This is a genomic window from Polyangium sp. y55x31 (assembly GCF_029946505.1).
Classification (GTDB): Bacteria; Myxococcota_A; Polyangia; order Polyangiales; family Polyangiaceae; genus Polyangium.
This window is the reverse complement of the sequence record NZ_JARZHG010000018.1, coordinates 217,571-231,748: the sequence shown is the minus strand read 5'-3', so window position 1 is coordinate 231,748 and position 14,178 is coordinate 217,571. Positions and strand designations below refer to the sequence as shown.

Annotated in this window: 26 protein-coding genes; 24 read left to right on the top strand and 2 right to left on the bottom strand. The window is 66.3% G+C overall.

The features are described 5' to 3' along the window. The coding region (locus QHF84_RS28630) for a hypothetical protein (protein WP_281316616.1) at positions 1-283 on the bottom strand (283 nt) is incomplete at its 3' end. Between the two features lie 348 nt (positions 284-631). Then, a complete protein-coding gene (locus QHF84_RS28625) occupies positions 632-1,372 on the bottom strand; it encodes a hypothetical protein (RefSeq protein ID WP_281316615.1) in 741 nt (246 codons plus the stop codon). 509 nt (positions 1,373-1,881) lie between these two features. Here QHF84_RS28625 and rplV point away from each other — a divergent pair. From rplV to rplQ, 24 genes are all read left to right on the top strand, one after another. Further along, positions 1,882-2,220 (top strand): 50S ribosomal protein L22, encoded by a 339-nt coding sequence (gene rplV / locus QHF84_RS28620; RefSeq protein ID WP_281316614.1) that lies wholly within the window; start codon positions 1,882-1,884, stop codon positions 2,218-2,220. A gap of 15 nt (positions 2,221-2,235) precedes the next feature. Then, complete coding sequence (gene rpsC / locus QHF84_RS28615) at positions 2,236-2,928, top strand: 30S ribosomal protein S3 (protein ID WP_136935251.1); 693 nt, start codon at positions 2,236-2,238, stop codon at positions 2,926-2,928. A 9-nt stretch (positions 2,929-2,937) separates the two neighbouring features. Continuing rightward, positions 2,938-3,351, top strand: a complete 414-nt coding sequence (gene rplP, locus QHF84_RS28610; protein ID WP_136935252.1) for a 50S ribosomal protein L16 — start codon at positions 2,938-2,940, stop codon at positions 3,349-3,351. Positions 3,352-3,361: 10 nt separating this feature from the next. Continuing rightward, positions 3,362-3,577: a 50S ribosomal protein L29 gene (gene rpmC, locus QHF84_RS28605; RefSeq protein ID WP_281316613.1), complete on the top strand. Its 216-nt coding sequence runs from the start codon at positions 3,362-3,364 to the stop codon at positions 3,575-3,577. Between the two features lie 4 nt (positions 3,578-3,581). Continuing rightward, on the top strand, positions 3,582-3,902 hold the full coding sequence (rpsQ, locus tag QHF84_RS28600) for a 30S ribosomal protein S17 (RefSeq protein ID WP_271930142.1): 321 nt from the start codon (positions 3,582-3,584) through the stop codon (positions 3,900-3,902). Between the two features lie 3 nt (positions 3,903-3,905). Beyond that, on the top strand, positions 3,906-4,274 hold the full coding sequence (gene rplN, locus QHF84_RS28595) for a 50S ribosomal protein L14 (RefSeq protein WP_271930139.1): 369 nt from the start codon (positions 3,906-3,908) through the stop codon (positions 4,272-4,274). Continuing rightward, positions 4,274-4,588 (top strand): 50S ribosomal protein L24, encoded by a 315-nt coding sequence (gene rplX, locus QHF84_RS28590; protein ID WP_281316612.1) that lies wholly within the window; start codon positions 4,274-4,276, stop codon positions 4,586-4,588. The genes rplN and rplX overlap by 1 nt, the downstream gene beginning before the upstream one ends. A 207-nt stretch (positions 4,589-4,795) precedes the next feature. After that, positions 4,796-5,326 (top strand): 50S ribosomal protein L5, encoded by a 531-nt coding sequence (gene rplE, locus QHF84_RS28585; protein WP_281316619.1) that lies wholly within the window; start codon positions 4,796-4,798, stop codon positions 5,324-5,326. A gap of 10 nt (positions 5,327-5,336) precedes the next feature. Further along, a complete protein-coding gene (locus QHF84_RS28580; RefSeq protein ID WP_136935257.1) occupies positions 5,337-5,522 on the top strand; it encodes a type Z 30S ribosomal protein S14 in 186 nt (61 codons plus the stop codon). A gap of 4 nt (positions 5,523-5,526) precedes the next feature. Next, on the top strand, positions 5,527-5,919 hold the full coding sequence (gene rpsH / locus QHF84_RS28575; protein WP_281316611.1) for a 30S ribosomal protein S8: 393 nt from the start codon (positions 5,527-5,529) through the stop codon (positions 5,917-5,919). Further along, positions 5,919-6,518, top strand: coding sequence for a 50S ribosomal protein L6 (gene rplF, locus QHF84_RS28570; RefSeq protein WP_281316610.1), 600 nt, complete (start codon positions 5,919-5,921; stop codon positions 6,516-6,518). The genes rpsH and rplF overlap by 1 nt, the downstream gene beginning before the upstream one ends. Positions 6,519-6,566: 48 nt before the next feature. Continuing rightward, entirely contained in the window at positions 6,567-6,926 is a 360-nt protein-coding gene (rplR, locus tag QHF84_RS28565; RefSeq protein WP_136935260.1) for a 50S ribosomal protein L18, read from the top strand. Between the two features lie 86 nt (positions 6,927-7,012). Further along, a complete protein-coding gene (rpsE, locus tag QHF84_RS28560) occupies positions 7,013-7,615 on the top strand; it encodes a 30S ribosomal protein S5 (protein ID WP_348652885.1) in 603 nt (200 codons plus the stop codon). Further along, a complete protein-coding gene (gene rpmD, locus QHF84_RS28555) occupies positions 7,612-7,821 on the top strand; it encodes a 50S ribosomal protein L30 (protein ID WP_348652884.1) in 210 nt (69 codons plus the stop codon). The genes rpsE and rpmD overlap by 4 nt, the downstream gene beginning before the upstream one ends. A gap of 13 nt (positions 7,822-7,834) precedes the next feature. Further along, entirely contained in the window at positions 7,835-8,308 is a 474-nt protein-coding gene (gene rplO, locus QHF84_RS28550; protein WP_281316609.1) for a 50S ribosomal protein L15, read from the top strand. A 45-nt stretch (positions 8,309-8,353) separates the two neighbouring features. After that, entirely contained in the window at positions 8,354-9,682 is a 1,329-nt protein-coding gene (gene secY / locus QHF84_RS28545; RefSeq protein WP_281316608.1) for a preprotein translocase subunit SecY, read from the top strand. A gap of 16 nt (positions 9,683-9,698) precedes the next feature. Next, the gene (locus tag QHF84_RS28540; protein WP_281316607.1) at positions 9,699-10,337 is read left to right on the top strand and encodes an adenylate kinase; all 639 of its coding nucleotides are present in this window, start codon (positions 9,699-9,701) and stop codon (positions 10,335-10,337) included. Next, the gene (gene infA / locus QHF84_RS28535; RefSeq protein WP_136921418.1) at positions 10,334-10,588 is read left to right on the top strand and encodes a translation initiation factor IF-1; all 255 of its coding nucleotides are present in this window, start codon (positions 10,334-10,336) and stop codon (positions 10,586-10,588) included. Before QHF84_RS28540 ends, infA begins: the two co-directional genes overlap by 4 nt. A 48-nt stretch (positions 10,589-10,636) precedes the next feature. Further along, entirely contained in the window at positions 10,637-10,750 is a 114-nt protein-coding gene (gene rpmJ / locus QHF84_RS28530) for a 50S ribosomal protein L36 (protein ID WP_136935266.1), read from the top strand. A 12-nt stretch (positions 10,751-10,762) separates the two neighbouring features. Next, on the top strand, positions 10,763-11,143 hold the full coding sequence (gene rpsM / locus QHF84_RS28525) for a 30S ribosomal protein S13 (protein ID WP_272416916.1): 381 nt from the start codon (positions 10,763-10,765) through the stop codon (positions 11,141-11,143). A gap of 23 nt (positions 11,144-11,166) precedes the next feature. Further along, positions 11,167-11,571, top strand: coding sequence for a 30S ribosomal protein S11 (rpsK, locus tag QHF84_RS28520; protein WP_136935268.1), 405 nt, complete (start codon positions 11,167-11,169; stop codon positions 11,569-11,571). Positions 11,572-11,607: 36 nt separating this feature from the next. Beyond that, on the top strand, positions 11,608-12,237 hold the full coding sequence (gene rpsD, locus QHF84_RS28515; protein WP_281316606.1) for a 30S ribosomal protein S4: 630 nt from the start codon (positions 11,608-11,610) through the stop codon (positions 12,235-12,237). Between the two features lie 196 nt (positions 12,238-12,433). Then, on the top strand, positions 12,434-13,477 hold the full coding sequence (locus QHF84_RS28510) for a DNA-directed RNA polymerase subunit alpha (protein WP_153821388.1): 1,044 nt from the start codon (positions 12,434-12,436) through the stop codon (positions 13,475-13,477). A 10-nt stretch (positions 13,478-13,487) separates the two neighbouring features. After that, positions 13,488-14,054 carry a 50S ribosomal protein L17 gene (gene rplQ, locus QHF84_RS28505; protein WP_281316605.1) on the top strand — a complete coding sequence of 189 codons (567 nt, stop codon included), beginning with the start codon at positions 13,488-13,490 and terminating at the stop codon, positions 14,052-14,054. Positions 14,055-14,178 lie beyond the last annotated feature (124 nt).

The window sequence follows — 14,178 nt, the reverse complement described above, 5'->3', positions numbered from 1 at the left end:
CGCCGCCCGTGCCGCCCACACCGCCGACGCCGCCCGTGCCACCGACGCCGCCGACGCCGCCCGTGCCACCGACGCCGCCGGTCCCGCCGACGCCGCCCGTGCCGCCCGTGCCGCCTCCGGTTCCCCCGGTGCCGCCCGTGCCTCCGGTCGCGCCCGCGCCGCCCGTGCCGCCGGTCGCGCCGCTACCGCCTTGGCCCCCTGTAGTGCCGTCCGAACACGACGCGAGGCCGAGGGCGCCCGCGAGCAGGATCAGCGAGCTGGAAAAGAGAAGGGTACGAGCCATCAGGAAAACCTCCGGGAGCAACGCGCCGGCGCGGCGCCGCCCGAATACGCGCGGTGGTGCGGCCATGTGGAGCACCCGTCGCGCATGTCGGAACCGGAACGCGCGCCTGCCGGGTGTGCGCTCCGATCAAGCGGGCCAAAGCGACTTCCGGAGCATCGTCTCAGATTTCCGCGTGCGGCTCAACTTCGGTCGAACGAGGTCGATCGACGGTCGACGCGAGCTGCGGCCGCGCAAACGAACGGCTCCCATCGTGGGAGAACTCGCGATCTTGGGCAGGACGGCGCGCGGGGACGGAGGAAGGGCAGCGCGCCCGGGGCGCTCGGCCACCGGGCGCGCGGAAGGGATGGGTCAGTAGCTCGTGACCAGCGCGAAGCAGGCGGCGTACGCGTTGTTGCAGTCGGGCTCGGAGCTGTCCGTGATGCAGTTGGCGAGCTCCTGGAGCGCGGCGTTGTTGAAGGGATTCGTCTCGAGCTGGCAGTCCTGCGTCTTGAAGGTCTCGCCGTTGATGCAGAGGTCGGTGGCGATCGTCTCGCAGGCGAGGGCCGCGTCGGCCGAGGGGCACGCCGCGTCGTACATCTTGCCGACGCACTCCGCGACCTGCTGATCGTCACAGGCGTTCGCGGGCTCGACGCCGATGCCGTCGAGACAGGTCTGGAGCACGTTGGCCGCGCCGCGCGTGTAGATCTCGAAGCCACGCTTGCAGGTGCCGTAGCCGGGGGGATCGTACTGGATGGGGTTGCCGTTCTGGTCGGTACCCTGGCACTGGGCCGCGGGGCCGTTCGGCTTGGGCGTGATGTTCATGGCGTCGCAGGAGGCGACGTCGCCGTTGCCGTCGTCCGGGCCGACGCAGTTGGAGCCGCCGCCCTCACCGCCGACCCCGCCCGAGCCGCCGACGCCACCCGAGCCGCCCGAGCCGCCCTCACCACCGACGCCGCCGGTGCCGCCCGAGGCGCCGACACCCGCGCCGGCGTCACCGCCGCTGCCGCCGGTGTTGTTGTTGGGGTCCGTGACGATGATGCAGCCGCTGGAGAAGGCCGCGGCCGCGACGAACGAAGTAAGAACCAAGGCAAATGTAGCGCGAGACTGCATGTTCCGAGTCCTCCGAAGTTGGAGAGGCGCCGGGGGCCCGGGGGGTGGGGCTCCGGCGCGGACGATTCCAAGAAGTGTCAGCGTATACGAGCAGACCCGGCGGATCCTTCAACTCCGAACCGTGCTCCGTACGCCCGTTCAGCGATCGCGGGAGATCCGTTCAGCCGGATCCCTCACGGACGAGGCAGCTCGCAGATTTTCTGCGGATCTGGCTTGCAAGCGTCGTGGGGCTTTGCTAGACACCGCGCTCCGTTTTCCTGGGGGCGATCGCCTATGGCGTTCGTCCCTCCCGAAGCCGTAACGGCGCTTCGGACTCAGCTCGCCTCTTCGGCCGCCGTGGGACACCCCCCGGTGACGCGGAGAGGGTTACTCGTCGCGAGACGTCGGGTTGGTCTTCCGGAACGTACGACGGCAGGGCTCGGTTCGACAGGCGTAAAGCTGGTCGACCGGGTTGGCCAACGACCGGGCGCCCTGGGCCGAACCGGCCCCCTGTCTGCGAGGTTTCTCGGATGCTAAGCAAGGCCAGTGCGATGTTTTCGCGGATCTCTCCGCGAAAGGCGCGCATGATTGCGGACCTGGTCCGCGGACGCGATGCAGCGGATGCGATCCAGCTGCTCCAGTTCACGGAGAAGTCGGGCGCGCCGGTGATCAAGAAGGTCATCGAGAGCGCGGTGGCGAACGCCCGCCAGGGTGGCGCCGACGTCGACGCTTTGTTCATCAGCAAGGCCACGGTCGACAAGGGCCCGAACAAGTTCAACCGCCGCTGGCGCCCCCGTGCGATGGGGCGCGCGACGAAAGTCGTGAAGGGCGTCTCTCACATCGTGATCGAGCTCAGCGAGCGCAAGTAAAGGAACACGGCTTCCATGGGACAGAAGACCCATCCGTACGGCTTCCGCGTCGGCGTCATCAAGACGTGGAGCAGCAAATGGTACGAGGACGGCAACGCGTACCAGAAGTGGCTCCACGAGGACATCCGCATCAAGCGGGCGATCAAGCAGTATCTCTACAACGCGAACATCGCGAGCGTGGAGATCGAGCGCGCCGCGAACCGGGCCAAGGTCATCGTCTACACGGCGCGTCCGGGGATGGTGATCGGCAAGGGCGGCAAGGGGATCGAGACGCTGAAGGGCGGCAACGTCGGCACCGCGACCAAGGGTGAGACGGTGTTCCCGGGCGTCGCCTCCTTCACGGACAACGAGGTCTTCATCGACGTCCAGGAGGTCCGGAAGGCGGAGACGAACGCGCAGCTCGTCGCGGAGAACATCGCGACGCAGCTCGAGCGTCGTATCGCGTTCCGCCGCGCCATGAAGAAGGCCGTGGCGACGGCGATGAAGTTCGGCGCGAAGGGCATCCGCGTTCGGTGCGCGGGTCGGCTCGGCGGCAGCGAGATGAGCCGGGTCGAGACGTACCGCGAGGGTCGGGTTCCGCTCCACACGCTGCGTGCCGACATCGAGTTCGGCCTCGCCGAGGCGAGGACGAAGGTCGGCATCATCGGCGTGAAGGTGTGGATCTTCAAGGGTGAAGTTCTCCAGCGCAAATCGCGCCGGATTCAGTAGGAACGACCGATGCTGTCTCCCAAGCGAACGAAGTTCCGCAAGATGCAGAAGGGCCGCATTCGCGGGGTTGCGACCACGGGAAGCGACGTGTCCTTCGGTGATTTTGGCCTGCAGGCGCTCGAGCCGGCGCGCATCACGTCTCGTCAGATCGAGGCGGCGCGTATGGCGATTCAGCGGCACTGCAAGCGCGCGGGCAAGCTCTGGATCCGCATCTTCCCGGACCGACCGGTGACGAAGAAGCCGCTCGAGGTCCGCATGGGTGGCGGAAAGGGTGCGCCGGAGGAGTGGGCCGCGGCGGTGCGGCCTGGCCGCGTCATGTACGAGATCTCGGGCGTGCCCGAGGAGATGGCGCGTGAGGCTTTCCGCCTCGCCGGGCACAAGCTCCCGATGGCGTGCAAGTTCATCGCTCGCGGGATCGTGTGAGGTATTCGAGATGAAGGCGAAGGATCTGCGCGAACGCACGACGGAGCACCTGCAGGAGCTCGAGAAGAACCTCGGCCGTGAGGTGTTCGACGCCAAGTTCAAGAACTTCACCAACCGGCTGAACGACACGTCGGCGATCCGCAAGGCGCGCCGCGATCTCGCCCGGGTCAAGACGATCCTCCAGCAGCGTGCCAGCGAGTCGGCAGCGGCGGAAGGGAACAAGTAGAGCCATGGCAACGAACGAGGCGAACGCGACCGCCGCCGGGCAGGCTCAGGCCGAGACGACCGCGAAGCCGCACGGCTTCCGCCGCAAGCTCGTCGGGCGCGTGAAGAGCAACAAGTGCGACAAGACCGTCGTGGTCGAGGTCGTGCGCAACTCGCCGGATCCGGTCTACAAGAAGTACGTCCGGGCCCGCGAGCGCTACAAGGCGCACGACGAGAAGAACGAGTACAAGGTCGGCGACCGCGTGGAGATTCAGGAGCACCGCCCGATCTCGCGCGAGAAGCGCTGGATCGTGACGAAGCTCATTTCCCGCCCGGTGGAGGAGTAGGCCATGATCCAGGTCACGACGCATCTCGAAGTGGCTGACAACTCCGGGGCTCGGGTCGTCAAGTGCATCAAGGTTCTCGGTGGCTCGCGTCGCAAGTACGCGGGACTCGGCGATGTGATCGTCGTGTCCATCAAGGAAGCCATGCCGGGCACCAAGGTGAAGAAGGGCGACACGGCCCGCGCGGTCGTGGTGCGCACGGCGCGTGAGTATCAGCGGTCGGACGGCAGCTACATCAAGTTCGACACCAACAGCGCGGTGCTCATCAACAAGGAGAAGGAGCCGATCGGGACCCGTATCTTCGGGCCGGTGGCTCGCGAGCTCCGCGCGAAGAAGTTCATGAAGATCATCTCGCTCGCGCCGGAGGTGCTCTGATGCGACGGCTCCGAGTCGGTGACCTCGTGCAGGTCATCAGCGGCAAGGACAAGGGCAAGCAGGGTCGCGTGACGAAGGTCCTCGCGGAGGACGACAAGGTCGTCGTCGAGGGGATCAACGTGGTGACGCGGCACCAGCGCCCGACGCCGCGCAATCAGCAAGGCGGCAAGATCACGAAGGAGGCGCCGCTTCATGCCTCCAAGGTGATGCCGGTGGATCCGACGACGGGCAAGCCCACGCGGGTGAAGTCCACGGTCGTCGATGGCAAGAAGCAGCGCACCGCGAAGAGCGGCGCCGTGATCGCGGCAGGCTGAGCCATGGCGGACAAGAAGGAAGAAAAGGGCAAGGGCAAGGGCGAAAAGCCCAAGGACGCCAAGCCGGCGGCTGCAAAGCCGCAGGCGGCTGCAGCCGGCAAGGGTGGCAAGGAAGCCGGGAAGGGCGGCAAGGGCAGGGGCGAGGCGAAGGCCACGCCGCAGGCCGAAGTCGCTGATGTCCCGCGCGATCCGAGCTACACGCCGCGTCTGCGCAACAAGTACCGGGACGCCGTCGGGGCCGCGCTCACGAAGCGCTTCGGGTACAAGAACCCGATGATGGTGCCGCGCCTCGAGAAGGTCGTGATCAACATGGGCCTCGGCGCCGCCGTCGGGAACCCGAAGATCATCGACTCGGCTGTCGAGGATATGCGGGCGATCTCGGGTCAGAAGCCGGTCGTGACGCGCGCCCGCAAGTCGATCGCGACGTTCAAGCTCCGCGAGAACCTCCCGATCGGCGTGATGGTGACGCTGCGCGGCGAGCGGATGTGGGAGTTCGTCGATCGCCTGATCAGCTTCTCCCTGCCGCGCGTGCGTGACTTCAAGGGCGTGAGCCCGAAGGGTTTCGACGGCAAGGGCAATTTCACGATGGGTCTGCGCGAGCAGATCATCTTCCCCGAGATCGACTACGACAAGGTCGACGTCGTGAAGGGAATGAACATCTCGTTCGTGACGACCGCGCGCACCGACGAGGAGGGACGAGCCCTTCTCACGGAGCTTGGGATCCCGTTCAGGCATTGAGGAACGTTCGATGGCCCGTGCAAAAGAATTCGCCAAGCTGAACCGGCCGCCCAAGTTCGCCGTGCGGCACCGGAACCGTTGCAAGGTGTGCGGCCGTTCGCGGGCTTATTACCGCGATTTCGAGCTCTGCCGTATCTGTCTTCGTACGTTCGCGCTCCGAGGCGAGCTGCCGGGCGTGATCAAGGCGAGCTGGTGATGCCATGATGACCGATCCGATCGCCGACATGCTGACCCGGATCCGGAACGCTGCGCTTGCGCGGCACGATCGGACCGAGGTTCCTGCAAGCAAAATGAAGCAGGCCGTTGCCGAGATCCTCAAGTCCGAGGGATACATCGCGGACGTGCGGCCGAGCGACGGCAACCCTGCGAAGCTGACGATCGTGCTGAAGTACGGGCGTGACCGCTCGAGCGCGATCGACGGAGTCCGTCGGGTGAGCCGCCCGGGGCGACGCGTGTACGTCAAGCACGACCGCATCCCCCGCGTGCTCTCCGGGCTCGGGATCTCGATCCTGAGCACCTCGCACGGCCTGATGAGCGACCGCGACGCCCGCAAAAACAAGCTCGGAGGCGAGCTCATCTGCGAGGTGTGGTGATGCAGACGGCTACGACGCAACAAGGCGAGGCCTCCAAGACTTCGCGTATCGGCAAGCGGCCGGTGGACGTCCCCAAGGGCGTCACCGTGTCGGTGCAGGGGCGCAAGGTCGACATCAAGGGCGCCAAGGGCCAGCTCTCGCGCGAGCTGCCTTCGACCGTCGACGTGAAGGTCGAGGGCGCGAAGCTGCACGTGGTCTCGACGGCCCCCGGGCGTGATGGCTCGCGGCTGCAGGGGCTCGTGCGAGCGCTGCTCGCCGGCATGGTGAAGGGTGCGGCCGACGGCTACGAGCGTGTGCTCGAGCTGAAGGGCACCGGTTACCGTGTCGACCTGAAGGGCACGACGCTCACGTTCGCGCTCGGGTATTCGCACCCGGTCGTGTTCAACGTGCCGAAGGGCCTCACGGCGACGATCCCGGCGGATTCGAAGGGCACGGTCCTCGTTCTGACGGGCGCCGACAAGGAGCTCATCGGGCAGACGGCCGCCACGATCCGCGGCTTCCGTCCGCCGGAGCCCTACGGTGGCAAGGGCGTTCGTTATCGTGGCGAGCGCGTTCGCGAGAAGGCCGGCAAGGCTGGCGGTAAGGGCGGCAAGAAGTAACCGAGCGGGGCGACCTCGTGTCGCCCCTACAGGTACGGGGTTACGACCATGGCTATGAAGATCGTCGGACGGGAGCGCCGCAAGCTCCGTATTCGCAAGAAGGTGAACGGCTCGCCCGCTCGCCCGCGCCTCACCGTCTTCCGCAGCGCGAAGCACATCTACGCGCAGGTGATCGACGACACGACGGGTCAGACCGTCGCGCACGCGTCGACGCTGTCGAAGGACCTGAAGGGCACGCTCGACAACGACAACAAGGTCGACGCGGCCAAGAAGGTCGGGGCGCTCATCGCCAAGATCTGCAAGTCGAAGAAGATCGACCGTGTCGTGTTCGATCGGAACGGCTACCTCTATCACGGGCGCGTGAGCGCCCTCGCTCAGGCCGCGCGGGAGGCGGGGCTCGAGTTCTAGCCCCGAAGGCGCCGGACCCGTGGGGGTCTCGGGCAAAACGCCTCGGGCGATAGCGAAGACTTCACGGACGACGAAGAAGGCACGGTATGGCGTTCGATCAGGTCGACGAAGAAAAGCTCAAGGAGCGGGTGATCCACATCAACCGCGTCGCCAAGGTCGTGAAGGGCGGGCGGCGCTTCAGCTTCTCGGCGCTCGTCGTGGTGGGCGACGAGTCGGGACATGTGGGCGTCGGCCTGGGCAAGGCCAACGAGGTCCCGGAGGCGATCCGGAAGGGCAACGACCAGGCCCGCAAGAACATCTTCCGCATCCCGCTCGACGGGGCGACGATCCCGCACGACGCGTTCGGTCACGTCGGCGCGGGCAAGGTGCTCCTCAAGCCGGCGAGCCCTGGAACGGGCGTCATCGCGGGCGGCGCGGTGCGCGCGGTCGTCGAGTCCGCGGGCATCCACGACGTTCTCTCGAAGTCGCTCGGCACGAGCAACCCGCACAACGTCGTTCACGCGACGGTCGCGGCTCTCAAGGCGCTGAAGAGCGTGGAGCAGGTCGCGGGCCGGCGCTCGATGCAGGCGGACGACGTGGGTTGGCAGCGCAAGGGTGGCAGCGTGACGGGCGCGACGAACCGTCGTCGCGCGAGCCAGATGCCTCCGGCGCGCAACCCCCGCGAGGGGGGTGAAGGAGGTACGCCGTGAAGACCCATCTCCGCGTGCGGCAGACGGGCAGCGTGACGGGCCAGACGGAGCACACGCGCAAGGTTTTGCGGGGCCTCGGCCTCCGCAAGCCGGGCAATGAGGTGCTCGTGGCGAACACGCCCTCGTTCCGTGGCATGGTCAAGAAGGTGATGCACCTCGTTTCGGTCGAGGAAGTCGACGGCAACGGCGCCCAGGCGTCGAAGTAGAAAGCGAAGTAGCATGGACATCCTCTCGAAGCTTCAGGCCCCGGAAGGCGCCAACAAGAAGGAGACCCGCGTCGGCCGCGGCGTGGGCTCCGGCCTCGGCAAGACGGCCGGGCGTGGCCAGAAGGGCCAGAAGGCCCGGTCGACGGGCAACATCGGCAAGAAGCACTTCCAGGGCGGCCAGACGCCGATTCAGCGTCGCCTCCCGAAGCGCGGCTTCCGCAACCCGCTCGCGGCGATCGTCGCGAACGTGAACGTCGGCGACCTCGAGATCTTCGAGGCTGGCGCGGACGTGAACCAGGAAGCGCTGGAGAGCAAGCGCCTGCTCCAGGGTCGTTACGACCTCATCAAGGTGCTCGGCGACGGCGAGCTCACGAAGAAGCTCACCGTGACGGCGCACCGGTTCTCGAAGAGCGCCATCGCCAAGATCGAGGCGGCGGGCGGCAAGGCGATCGTGCTTGCGCCCGGCAAGGCTTCGGCGCAAGCCTAACGTCCTCTCGGCTCGAGCCCCCCCAAGGCAGCACACCGACGTACCATGGCCACACTCGCGGGAATTGCGAACTTCCACAAGGTCCCGGAGCTCCGGCGCAGGGTGATCTTCACCCTCGTGATGCTGGCCGTGTACCGCATCGGGGTCTTCGTCACGGTCCCGGGCGTCGACCGCGCCGCCATGTCGAAGTACATGGCCAAGCAGTCGGGCGGACTGCTGAACTTCTTCAACATGTTCTCCGGCGGCGCGCTGGAGAACTTCTCCCTCTTTGCGCTCGGGATCATGCCGTACATCTCGGCATCGATCATCATCCAGTTGATGGGCATGGTCTACAAGCCCATCGACGAGCTGCGCAAAGAGGGAGAGCAGGGGCGGCGCAAGATCGATCAATACACGCGCTACGGCACGGTCGCTCTGTCGCTCTTCCAGGCGTACGGCAGCGCCAAGCTCGTCGAGGGCTGGTCGGCCTCGGACGCGGGCGCGGGCATCGTCACGCACCCGGGCCTCGGCTTCCAGCTCATGACGATGATCACGCTGACCACGGGGACGGCGTTCCTCATGTGGATCGGCGAGCAGATCACGGAGCGCGGGATCGGCAACGGCATCTCGCTCCTGATCTTCGCGGGCATCGTGACGGGCGTGCCGGGCTGGGTGGGCAGCTATCTCGCGACGAACGCGGGCAACATCCAGCCGCTCACGATCTCCGCGGTCGGCGCGTTCGTCGTGGGTGCGATCGCGGTGATCGCGTTCTTCGAGAACGGTCGCCGGCAGATTCCGATCGTGTACTCCCGCCGGCAGGTGGGGCGGCGCGTGTACGGCGCGCAGAACGCGCACCTGCCGCTCAAGGTGAACACGGCGGGCACGATCCCGCCGATCTTCGCCTCCTCGCTGCTCATGTTCCCCGCGACGCTGGCGAACATGAACGTGCCGGGCGCGGACAAGCTTCAGTCGATCATCAGCGGCGGCGGCTGGGTGTTCAACACCGGCTACGCGCTCCTGATCGTGTTCTTCTGCTACTTCTACACGAGCGTCACGTTCCAACCGGTCGACGTGGCGGAGAACCTCAAGAAGCAGCAGGCGAACATCCCCGGGATCCGCCCGGGCAAGCAGACGGCGGACTACATCCAGGGCGTGATGAACCGTATCACGTTTGGCGGGGCGATGTACGTCGCGGCCGTGTGTGTCTTGCCGTCGGTGGTTGGTGACCTCCTGCGTGTGCAGATCACGTTTGGCGGGACGTCCCTGATGATCGTCGTGGGTGTTGCGCTGGATACGGTCAATCAGATCGAGGCGCAGCTCATCACGCGCAGCTACGAAGGGCTCACCGGCCCTGGGGCGAGCCGCATTCGGGCGCGGCGCCTGCCCGAGGGATGAGAAGGGAGAGCTTCGGATGATCGCGATCTTGGTTGGTCCGCCTGGTTCGGGCAAAGGCACGCAGGCGAAGGTCCTCACCGGCAAGTTTGGGATCCCGCAGATCTCGACGGGCGACATGCTTCGCGCGGCGAAGGCGGCCGGCACGCTCGATCCGCGGTACCGCGCGATCATGGACGCGGGCGGCCTTGTCCCGGACGAGGCGATGATCGAGCTCATCGACAAGCGCATCGACGACGTGGACTGCAAGAACGGCTTCTTGCTCGACGGTTTTCCGCGTACGGTCCCCCAGGCCGAGGCGCTTGAGCGTCTGCTTGCGGGTCGTCGCCTCACGATCGATGCTGTTTTGCAGCTGGATGTAGCGCGATCTCTCCTGGAGGAGCGCTTGATCCACCGTCGGACCGACAAAAGGTCTGGACAGATCTACCATCTCGTCTATAATCCGCCGCCCCCGGATGCCGAGCTAGAGCATCGGGCGGACGATCGGCCGGAGGCCGTCGGAAAGCGTCTCGATGCATACGAGGCGATGACGGCGGCGCTCCTGCCCTACTACGAAGCAAAAGGTCTCCTCCGGCGTGTCGACGGTGTCGGCAAACCTGAGGAGGTCACGGCGAGGGTGCTCGGGGCCCTTGGCCGAGCGCATCCGGAAGAGTCATGAGGCGATCGAACCAAAGCTCGAAACCCGCGAAGGAACCGAAGGGCGACAAGCTCGAGTTCGATGGCGTCGTTCAGGAGGCTCTTCCGAACGCGATGTTTCGGGTGAAGGCTGACAATGGTCTCGGGGTGCTCGCGACCATCAGCGGCCGGATGCGTCAGTACTACATCAAGATTTTGCCCGGCGATCGCGTTACGGTCGAGGTTTCGCCCTACGACCCGACGCGTGGCCGGATCACGTATCGTCACAAGTAGACCAAGCAGCCCAAATAGCGGAGCGAGGACAGGGAACGGAGCCGCGTCATGAAGGTGCGACCGAGCGTCAAGAAAATCTGCGACAAGTGCAAGGTGGTGCGCCGTCGCGGCGTCGTGCGCGTGATCTGCGAGAACCCTCGCCACAAGCAGCGTCAGGGCTGAGCTGGAGCAACCATGGCACGTATTGCTGGCGTCGATCTCCCGCGTCGTAAGCATCTCGCGTATGCGCTCCCGTACCTTTATGGTATCGGCCGCGCCCTCGCGAAGCAGATCTGCGCGAAAGCCAAGATCCCCGAGAACAAGCGGGTGGAGGAGCTGAACGACGCCGAGATCAGGACGATCCGCGAGATCCTCGACGCCGAGTACAAGGTGGAGGGCGATCTCCGTCGTGAGGTTCAGCTCAACATCAAGCGGCTGATGGATCTCGGCTGCTACCGCGGTCTTCGGCATCGCCGTGGCCTGCCGGTGAATGGCCAGCGCACGCACACGAATGCGCGTACGCGCAAGGGCCCGCGCAAGGGCATGCTGCAGCGTCGCCCGGCGACGAAGGCGTGACGGGACGTTAGGAAGAGGACGCTATGGCGAGTCCGAAGACGGCGGCCACCAAGGCCAAGCAGAAGAAGAAGGTCAAGAAGAACATCGCGGCTGGGATCGCGCACATCCAGTCGACGTTCAACAACACGGTCGTGACGATCACGGACATCAACGGCAATGCCGTGGCGTGGTCGTCGGCCGGTGCGCGCGGGTTCAAGGGGTCGCGTAAGTCGACGCCCTTCGCTGCGCAGCTCGCTGCCGAAGAGGCGGCGCGGCGGGCGCAGGAGCACGGGATGCGGTCGGTGGCCGTATTCGTGAAGGGCCCTGGCGCCGGGCGCGAGAGCGCGCTCCGGGCGCTGCAGACGGCCGGCTTCAAGGTGACGTTGATCCGCGACGTCACGCCCATTCCGCACAACGGTTGCCGGCCGCCCAAGCGGCGCCGGGTCTGAGGCAGCGCGCGCGGGAGTCCGCTCGAGGTTACGAACATGGCTCGCTACGTTGGTCCTGTCTGCAAGCTCTGCCGCCGCGAAGGCATGAAGCTCTACCTCAAGGGAGAGCGCTGCTACTCGGAGAAGTGTGCCTACACGCGGCGTCCTTACCCGCCCGGCCAGCATGGTCAGGGTCGTATCAAGCTCAGCGAGTACGCCGTCCGGCTCCGCGAGAAGCAAAAGGTGCGTCGCATCTACGGCGTTCTCGAGAGCCAGTTCCACGGCTACTTCCAGGAGGCGAGCCGCCGCAAGGGCCGCACGGGTGAAGAGATGCTGGCGCTCCTCGAGCGTCGCCTCGACAACGTCGTGCATCGGCTCGGCTACGCGGCGTCGCGCTCCGAGGCTCGTCAGCTCGTGCGCCACGGTCACGTGAAGGTGAACGGCAAGCGCCTCGACATCCCGAGCTTCGTGGTTCGGGTGGGCGATCGCGTGGAGCTCACCGAGGGCGCGAAGAAGTTCAAGTTCGTGGCGGCCGCTGTGGCCGGCGCGGACAAGCGCCCGATCGCCTCGTGGCTCGAGGCCGAGCGCGGGTCGTTCTCGGGTTCGGTCAAGTCGACCCCGGTCCGCGAGGACCTCAATGAGCCGGAGATCCGCGAGCAGCTCGTCGTCGAGTACTACTCGCGCTGATTCCGTTCGGTGGTCTTGCGGTGAACGTTTCGGAAAGCTGATCGGGGGCGTGCGATGGAGCGCGGCCCCGATCGCTTTTTGATTGCAGGAAAAAAGCGCCAACCGGCGCGACGCGGGCAGGAGACGGCTTTCGCTCACCGAGTGCGGTGACGAAGGTGAGATCTCCGCGCGAACCCCTCGAAGAAAGAGGACGCTGATGACGATGCAGACCAGCGGAAGCATGACGATGATCGCGCGAAACTGGCGCGATCTGATCCGCCCGAAGGGCATCTCGATCGACACCGAGTCGGCGAACAACTTCTACGCGAAGTTCACCTGCGAGCCTCTCGAGCGCGGCTTCGGGATCACGATCGGCAACTCGCTCCGCCGCGTGCTCCTCTCGTCGCTGCAGGGCGCGGCGATCACCGCCGTCCGCATCGAGGGGGCGCTGCACGAGTTCACCACCGTGCCCGACGTCGTCGAGGACGTCAGCGACATCATCCTCAACCTCAAGGAGGTCGTCTTCAAGGCGGCCGCCGCGCGTACCTACACGGTCCGCGTCGACAAAGAGGGCCCGGGGCCGGTGTACGCGCGTGACATTCAGCTCGTCGACGGGCTCAGCGTGCTGAACCCCGATCACCTCATCGCGGTGCTCGACAAGAAGGGCCCGCTCGCGATGGAGCTGACGGTGAACGTCGGCCGCGGCTACGTGCCCGCGGAGCGGAACAAGACGCCGACGATGGCGATCGGGACGATCCCCATCGATGCGCTGTTCTCGCCCATCCGGAAGGTCAACTACACGATCCAGAACGCGCGCGTCGGTCAGGTGACCGATTACGACAAGCTGACGCTCGAGGTCTGGACGAACGGCTCGGTGCTGCCCCAGGACGCGGTCGCGTTCGCTGCGAAGATCCTGAAGGAGCAGCTCTCGATCTGGGTCAACTTCGAGGAGTCGGAGGAGACGAGCTACCAGACCGTGCCGGGCGACGAGGAGCCGCTGAACGAGAACCTCTTCCGCTCGGTCGAGGAGCTCGAGCTCAGCGTGCGCAGCGCCAACTGCCTCCAGAACGCGAACATCACCCTGATCGGCGAGCTCGTGCAGCGGACCGAGCAGGACATGCTGAAGACCAAGAACTTCGGTCGGAAGTCCCTGAAGGAGATCAAAGAGATCCTCGCGAACATGGGACTTTCGCTCGGTATGAAGATCGACAACTGGCCGCAGCTGCTCGAGCGCTGGAAGGCGCAGCAGGCGCAAGCCTAGAGGGTGCGATATGCGTCATAAGAAGGCGGGGAGGCAGTTTGGTCGGGACACGTCGAGCCGGCGCGCGATGCTGCGCAACTTGACGGCGAACCTGATCACCCACGAGCGCATCGAGACGACGGACGCGAAGGCCAAGGAGCTCCGGCGCGTCGCGGAGCGGCTCATCACCAAGGCCACGCGCCTCGGCAAGGTCGCCTATACCGCGCAGAGCGAGCTGTCGGCGGCCGACAAGGCGCGCCGGCTCCACGCCGAGCGCCTCGTCTCGTCGTACGTGCCGCGCTTCGGCGTGAAGGCCGACGGGACCAAGGTCGACGTCGTCGAGAAGGTGATGCTCGACCTCTCGAAGCGCTTCGAGGGCCGGCCCGGTGGCTACACGCGCATCATCAAGCTCGGCAACCGCCGCGGCGACAATGCGCCGATGGTCTACATCGAGTTCATCGATGCCGCGCCGGTGACCGACAAGCAGGCTCCCGAGGAGCCGGCTGCCGCGGTGACCGCGGAGCCCACGACGGCCGCGTCGGCCTCGGCCGAGACCGCCTCGACGGCGAGCTCGGGCGAGACCGCGTCGAACGAGTAAAACACTCCCGCAACGAACCCGTGAACGGGGATCGGGTGACCGGTCGCCGCCGTTCACGGGTTTGGAAGGGACAAACGAACACGGACACCGCAAGGTGCCCGTGTTTTCGTTTGTCCAGTCCGCG

Excerpts from the sequence above, each read along its gene's own strand:
- QHF84_RS28625 (WP_281316615.1), bottom strand. The coding sequence starts at position 1,372 with ATGCAGTCTCGCGCTACATTTGCCTTGGTTCTTACTTCGTTCGTCGCG.
- rplV (WP_281316614.1), top strand. The coding sequence starts at position 1,882 with ATGCTAAGCAAGGCCAGTGCGATGTTTTCGCGGATCTCTCCGCGAAAG.
- rpsC (WP_136935251.1), top strand. The coding sequence starts at position 2,236 with ATGGGACAGAAGACCCATCCGTACGGCTTCCGCGTCGGCGTCATCAAG.
- rplP (WP_136935252.1), top strand. The coding sequence starts at position 2,938 with ATGCTGTCTCCCAAGCGAACGAAGTTCCGCAAGATGCAGAAGGGCCGC.
- rpmC (WP_281316613.1), top strand. The coding sequence starts at position 3,362 with ATGAAGGCGAAGGATCTGCGCGAACGCACGACGGAGCACCTGCAGGAG.
- rpsQ (WP_271930142.1), top strand. The coding sequence starts at position 3,582 with ATGGCAACGAACGAGGCGAACGCGACCGCCGCCGGGCAGGCTCAGGCC.
- rplN (WP_271930139.1), top strand. The coding sequence starts at position 3,906 with ATGATCCAGGTCACGACGCATCTCGAAGTGGCTGACAACTCCGGGGCT.
- rplX (WP_281316612.1), top strand. The coding sequence starts at position 4,274 with ATGCGACGGCTCCGAGTCGGTGACCTCGTGCAGGTCATCAGCGGCAAG.
- QHF84_RS28580 (WP_136935257.1), top strand. The coding sequence starts at position 5,337 with ATGGCCCGTGCAAAAGAATTCGCCAAGCTGAACCGGCCGCCCAAGTTC.
- rpsH (WP_281316611.1), top strand. The coding sequence starts at position 5,527 with ATGATGACCGATCCGATCGCCGACATGCTGACCCGGATCCGGAACGCT.
- rplF (WP_281316610.1), top strand. The coding sequence starts at position 5,919 with ATGCAGACGGCTACGACGCAACAAGGCGAGGCCTCCAAGACTTCGCGT.
- rplR (WP_136935260.1), top strand. The coding sequence starts at position 6,567 with ATGGCTATGAAGATCGTCGGACGGGAGCGCCGCAAGCTCCGTATTCGC.
- rpsE (WP_348652885.1), top strand. The coding sequence starts at position 7,013 with ATGGCGTTCGATCAGGTCGACGAAGAAAAGCTCAAGGAGCGGGTGATC.
- rplO (WP_281316609.1), top strand. The coding sequence starts at position 7,835 with ATGGACATCCTCTCGAAGCTTCAGGCCCCGGAAGGCGCCAACAAGAAG.
- secY (WP_281316608.1), top strand. The coding sequence starts at position 8,354 with ATGGCCACACTCGCGGGAATTGCGAACTTCCACAAGGTCCCGGAGCTC.
- QHF84_RS28540 (WP_281316607.1), top strand. The coding sequence starts at position 9,699 with ATGATCGCGATCTTGGTTGGTCCGCCTGGTTCGGGCAAAGGCACGCAG.
- infA (WP_136921418.1), top strand. The coding sequence starts at position 10,334 with ATGAGGCGATCGAACCAAAGCTCGAAACCCGCGAAGGAACCGAAGGGC.
- rpmJ (WP_136935266.1), top strand. The coding sequence starts at position 10,637 with ATGAAGGTGCGACCGAGCGTCAAGAAAATCTGCGACAAGTGCAAGGTG.
- rpsM (WP_272416916.1), top strand. The coding sequence starts at position 10,763 with ATGGCACGTATTGCTGGCGTCGATCTCCCGCGTCGTAAGCATCTCGCG.
- rpsK (WP_136935268.1), top strand. The coding sequence starts at position 11,167 with ATGGCGAGTCCGAAGACGGCGGCCACCAAGGCCAAGCAGAAGAAGAAG.
- rpsD (WP_281316606.1), top strand. The coding sequence starts at position 11,608 with ATGGCTCGCTACGTTGGTCCTGTCTGCAAGCTCTGCCGCCGCGAAGGC.
- QHF84_RS28510 (WP_153821388.1), top strand. The coding sequence starts at position 12,434 with ATGACGATGCAGACCAGCGGAAGCATGACGATGATCGCGCGAAACTGG.
- rplQ (WP_281316605.1), top strand. The coding sequence starts at position 13,488 with ATGCGTCATAAGAAGGCGGGGAGGCAGTTTGGTCGGGACACGTCGAGC.